Source organism: Frankia sp. AgPm24, assembly GCF_023243055.1.
Lineage (GTDB): Bacteria > Actinomycetota > Actinomycetes > Frankiales > Frankiaceae > Frankia > Frankia umida.
Genome location: NZ_JALKFW010000142.1, coordinates 1 through 5,265, shown reverse-complemented (window position 1 = coordinate 5,265; position 5,265 = coordinate 1). Strand labels below are relative to the sequence as shown.

The following is a 5,265-nucleotide window of genomic DNA, read 5'->3' as shown; positions in this document are numbered from 1 at the left end:
CCCCGGCTCGTGGGGGGGGTGGGGCCCCCGGCGGGGGGGCGCGGCCCCCGCCGCGGGGGGGGGGGGGGGGCCGGCCGCGCGCCCCCCCCCCCCCACGGTGGCGGACCCGGAATCGCCCCAGAGCCGGGCGACGCGGTGCGCGATGCCGGCGACCGGTTGACGAGTCCCGAGTACGATGTTGCCCACCGCGTCTAGGACCAGTCCGGCCACCGCGTGCCGGTGCGAGGGCCCCAGGCCGGTCTTCATGACCTCCTCGGCGAATCCGCCCACCGTGCCGAGCAATGCACCCCGCGCGCTCATGACCGTGCTCCGAGCAGGGCCAGCGGCCGGACCGGTGACCCGGTCCCGCCGACGATCTTCAAGGGGGTCAGCACGAACACGAACTCGGTGGCTCCGCGGTCCACCAGCTCGTCGAACCGCAGGTGCTCGATGATGTGGATCCCGTTCTCCACCAGGAGGATCCGGTGCACTGGCATGACGGCGTGTCCACGTCTCGGCGGGATCTGTTCGAACGCCGTGGTGTCGGTACCCGCCGCGATGACCTGCTGCCGCGCCAGCCAGCGCGCCGCTTCCTCGGTGAGCCCCGGGACCCCGCTGTCGACGCCGAGATACGCGGTGGTGTCGTCCCACAGCGAGCTCCAGCCGGTGTTGATCAGGCAGACTCCGCCCGCTTCCACCCGCACGCCCGCCGTTTCGGCAGCACCTTCCAGATCCTGCGGGGTGATCCCGTAACCGGGATCCAGGCGGGAGGTGTCGTGCAGCGCGGCGATATCCAGGAACACGCCGGGGCGGATCATCGGTGCGATGGTGTCCACTCCGAGTTCCGAGAACACCCCGCCGGTCTGCGCGGCCATGCAGTCCGCTCCACCGAAGAGCCTGCCCTCGTGCGAGGCGTGGGCGAGCGCGTCGATATGAGTGCCGACGTGCCCGCCGGTGACGATCATCTCGCTGGCGGCCGAGCTCCCGTCCGGCCGGACCATGTCCCCGTGCCTGCGCGTGAGGCTCAGCCGGAACCCCGGGTGGTTCGGCGAACAGGGCATACCGTTGAACAGCGGCTGCGCCAGGTCCAAGACCTCGATCCCGGCCCGCACCGCGGCGAGTAAGGGGTCGGTCATGACGGCAGCTCCGTGGTCCCGGACACCCCGGCTCCCGCCCCGGGCAACAGATTCAGCGCCGTGGCGATGTGTATGACCTGCTGCGCCGCCGCGATGAGCGGCGGCGCGACCATGTGTCCTCTCTCGGTATAGACGATCGTCGATTTCCGCTCTTCCGCCACGCTCGCCGCGGCACAGATCTCCACCGCGATAGCGATCTCGTCGACAGTCGGCGTGTAGACCTCGTGGATCGTCGGCAGCTGCACGGGATGGATCGCCATCCGGCCGACGAAACCCAGGCTCTTCCCGTGCCGGCAGCTGCGCAGCAGCCCTTCGGCAGAGTTCACCTCCGGATAGACGCCCTGGCAGGGACTGGCCAGACCCGCCGCCCGGGAGGCGAGGATGACCCTGGTCCGGCAGACGTCCATCATCGCGCCGTCCAGATCGCAGTTGAGCTCGGCGCGCAGGTCGTACTCGCCGATCCCGATCATCGCGACCTTGGGCGACGCGGTCGCCAGCCGGGAGACGACCTCCAGGCCGGACGCCGTCTCCAGCAGCAGGTGCAGCACGGCCGCGCAGTCCGCTTCCCGCAGCAGCCGGGCCGCCGTCCGCACCTCGTCCGGTGTCTCCGTCTTGGCGATGCGCACCCCGGACAGGCCCCGGCCCGCGACGGCCCGCACATCGTCCGCGCCCCAGTCGGAGCGCAGCGAATTCACCCGCACATAGGTCGGTTTGCGTGGCCGGGTGGCCGTGTACGTCGCGGCCACCTCCCGCGCGTAGAGCTTCTCCGCGGCGGGCACCGAATCCTCCAGATCGATCATCACCGCATCGGCGGCGGAGTCGTACGCGCGCTCGATCCGGTGTGGCTGACTGCCCGACACGTAGAGGTAGCTTCGATGGAACAACTGCTCCTGAAGTGCGCTAGTCACCGGTGAGCCTGAACTCGCGGTTCCACCCGGTCGGTACCCAGGGCTGAGAGAACCTCCTTGGCATGCTGACCCGGCCGGGGCCCGGCCGAGAGAACGCGGCCCGGAGTGCTGGAGAGCCGGAAGGCGGGGCCGGGCATCCGCACGGACCCGATGTCCTCATCGGGTACCTCGATCACGGAGCCGCGCTCGGTGAAATGGGGGTCGGCGAGGACATCGGAGAACTCGTAGACGGGCGCCACGGCCGCCTGGGCCGCGCGGAACGCCGCGATGACCGAGGGCCGGTCGCGTTCCGCGATCCACTCGGCCACCGCCCGATCGACTTCGTGGTGGCGGGCCCGCAGCCTGCCGGCGGCGAACCATGGTTCATCGATCAGCTCCGCCCGCCCGATCAGCCGCATGACCCGTTCCGCCACCGACCGGGCCGACGCCGATACCGCCACCCAGGTACCGTCCGAGCACCGGTAGACGTTGCGCGGCGCACTGTTCGCCGACCGATTGCCCTGCCGGACCGGGCTTGCGCCGGTCTTGTCGAAGGCCGCGATCTGAAACCCGAGCAGCCCGAGCAGCGACTCGGTGATGGACACGTCGGCCACCTGCCCGTTCCCGAGCCTGTCCCGCGCACGCAAGGCCATCAGCACGGCGCAGACGGCGTTCAGGCCGGCCACGGCGTCGCCGAGCGGGAACGCGGGCAGCAGGGGCGGACCGTCCGCCTCACCGGACATGGCCGCCAGGCCACTCATCGCCTCCGCGAGCGTGCCGAACCCCGGCCGGTCGGCATAGGGCCCGTCCTGGCCGAACGCGGTGACCCTGGTCAGCACCAAACGGGGGTTGCGGGCCGTCAGGACGTCCGCGCCTAGTCCCCACTTCTCCAGGGTGCCCGGCCGGAAATTCTCGATGACAACGTCGGCGTGGCCGGACAGCCGCAGGAACGCATCCCTGTCCCCGGGTTCATGGAGGTCGAGCAGGATGCTCTTCTTGTTTCGATTGACCACTTTCCAGGCCAGCGAAAAATCGCCACACATCGGACCGTAGGAACGCAGCGGATCACCCTTCGGGTGCTCCACTTTGATGACGTCCGCTCCGAAATCGCCGAGAATGCCGGCCGCCAGCGGTCCGGCGAACAGGGTCGAAACGTCGATGACGGTCAGACCGGAAAGCGGCAACTGGCGATGACGACCGCCCACCATTTCGCCCACTTGTCTCCCATCCTCTCCGGGCCGGAATCCCGGCGCATTCCCCCGATGACAGAGTGCCACGCGTCCGAAGACACCCGGCAACTTGAGTGCAGGGAGCCGCGAGCGGGGTCTATTTTTTTTCCCGAGTCGTCAACGCTCCACCCAAGACCAACCCCGGATGCCGAAGTCGGCGACCAAGTCCGACCCATGAAATCATGGCGTTGTCGCTTGCGCAATAGCCGGTCGTGGCCGGCGCGGCATTGAATCAGGGCCACCCCTAGGCGGTCCGGAATCAACCCCTATCCTGCTGCGTCCCACCCCTTCTCAGGCGGATCCGCGAAGAATGACCGGTCAACGAAGATAGGGGTTCCCGAACACCGTGAAAGAGGGCGAGCATGAACGCGATTCGATGTCCCGCGATCGACCTGAAACTTCGGAAGACACAGCACAGTTTCTCCGCCTCGCAGCCTCGGCAGCTGCCGTGATCGAGAACTTCCGCCCGGGCCGCCCAGCCGGGTGATCATGAATCCACCAGTCTCCGAGGACAGCGCTCCCGGAAGGAAAGACCCGATGTTGCGCGTCGGTCACACCAAGATCGTCGGGTACGAACCATTGCTGTCACCTGCTGCTCTGTTTCACGAGCTGCCGCTGGGTGAAGCGCAGCAGGCGACGGTGACCCGCACCCGGGCGGAGGTCCGCGCGGTGCTCGAGGGCGCCGACGACCGGCTGCTCGTGGTGACCGGCCCGTGCTCGATCCACGACCCGGAGGCGGCTCTCGACTACTCGATCCGGCCTCGCCGAGCTGCGCAAGCGCCTCTCCCCCGACCTGCTGATCGTGATGCGCGCGTACTTCGAGAAACCTCGCACGGTGACGGGTTGGAAGGGCCTGATCAACGACCTGGGCATGGACGAGTCCTTCGACATGCACCGGGGCCTGCGCACCGCCCGCCGATTGCTGCTGGACATCGTGGGGGCGGGCATGCCGGTGGGCTGCGAATGGCTCGACCCGTTCACCCCGCAGTACATCGCCGACACGGTGACCTGGGGCGCGGTCGGCGCCCGGACGACCGAGAGCCAGGTGCACCGCCAGCTGGCGTCCGGCCTCCCCATGCCGGTCGGGTTCAAGAACGGCACCGACGGTGACGTCCAGGTGGCGGTCGACGCGTGCCGCGCCTCCGCAGCCGGTCACAAGTTCTTCGGCGTCACCTCCACCAGCACCACCGCCGTGGTCACCACCAGCGGAAACGCCGACACACACGTGATACTGCGTGGCAGCCGGAGCGGCCCGAACTACTCCTGCTCGCACGTGGCCGGTGCCCTCGAACTGATCTCCGCGGCCGGTATGCCGCGCCGCGTCGTGGTCGATGCCAGCCACGGCAACAGCGGCAAGGAGCACACCCGGCAGATCAACGTCGCAGAGTCCCTATCCGACCAGCTGGCCGGCGGCCAGCACGGAGTGGTCGGCGTGATGCTCGAGTCTTTCCTGGTGGCGGGCCGCCATGACCCGGGCAGCTCGTCGACGCCGGCATACGGCCAGTCCGTGACCGACGCCTGCATGGATCTGGACATGACGAAGTCGGCCCTCAAGATGCTCGCCGAGGCCGTCCGGGCCCGCCGTTCTTCCGCTGGATAGCCGGCTCCCGCTGCCCGCCAGATGAGGTCGCGCGACTTGTCGCCGTGACCTGAAGCTGCCCCGGTTTCGTTCACAGGTAGGGCTTTGAACGGCTATGCGGCCTTATCGTACTCGTAGAATCGGGTCTCGTGTTCGTGGGGGCTGAGGTATCCGTTGGTGGAGTGGCGGCGTTGCCGGTTGTAGAAGCCCTCGATGAAGTCGAAGATGGCGGCGCGGGCCTGGCCGTGGGTGGTGAAGGTGGTGCGGTCGAGGAGTTCGCATTCGAGGGTGGCGAAGAACGACTCGGTGACCGCATCGTCATAACATTATCCGGCTAATAGCGTGCACTTTCGTCCGGTTTTGCGACCGGTATTCGGTCAGGGCTGCGGCAAGTTTGCTGGGTAGCGACTTGTGGGTCGTGTCGAGGGTCTGCGGTGGATGTGGGATGTGAGGAC

The 5,265-nt window shown here is 68.4% G+C and carries 3 protein-coding genes and 3 pseudogenes; 1 reads left to right on the top strand and 5 read right to left on the bottom strand.

Annotated elements, in window-relative coordinates; translation table 11 throughout:
* The 4 genes and pseudogenes from MXD61_RS06470 to MXD61_RS06455 form a co-directional block, all read right to left on the bottom strand.
* Positions 1-300, bottom strand: a pseudogene (locus tag MXD61_RS06470) (hypothetical protein); the annotation flags it as partial.
* Complete coding sequence (locus MXD61_RS06465; RefSeq protein WP_248811916.1) at positions 297-1,115, bottom strand: cyclase family protein; 819 nt, start codon at positions 1,113-1,115, stop codon at positions 297-299. The gene MXD61_RS06465 and the pseudogene MXD61_RS06470, both read right to left, overlap by 4 nt.
* Positions 1,112-2,023, bottom strand: coding sequence for a CoA ester lyase (locus MXD61_RS06460; protein ID WP_248811915.1), 912 nt, complete (start codon positions 2,021-2,023; stop codon positions 1,112-1,114). The genes MXD61_RS06465 and MXD61_RS06460 overlap by 4 nt, the downstream gene beginning before the upstream one ends.
* Positions 2,020-3,210, bottom strand: coding sequence for a CaiB/BaiF CoA transferase family protein (locus tag MXD61_RS06455; RefSeq protein WP_374628521.1), 1,191 nt, complete (start codon positions 3,208-3,210; stop codon positions 2,020-2,022). Before MXD61_RS06455 ends, MXD61_RS06460 begins: the two co-directional genes overlap by 4 nt.
* Before the next feature lie 558 nt (positions 3,211-3,768).
* On the opposite strand from MXD61_RS06455, the pseudogene MXD61_RS06450 reads away from it, so the two are divergent.
* Positions 3,769-4,831: pseudogene (locus MXD61_RS06450) on the top strand (3-deoxy-7-phosphoheptulonate synthase).
* Positions 4,832-4,923: 92 nt separating this feature from the next.
* Here MXD61_RS06450 and MXD61_RS06445 read toward each other — a convergent pair.
* Positions 4,924-5,136: pseudogene (locus tag MXD61_RS06445) on the bottom strand (IS3 family transposase); the annotation flags it as partial.
* Between the last annotated feature and the right edge of the window lie 129 nt (positions 5,137-5,265).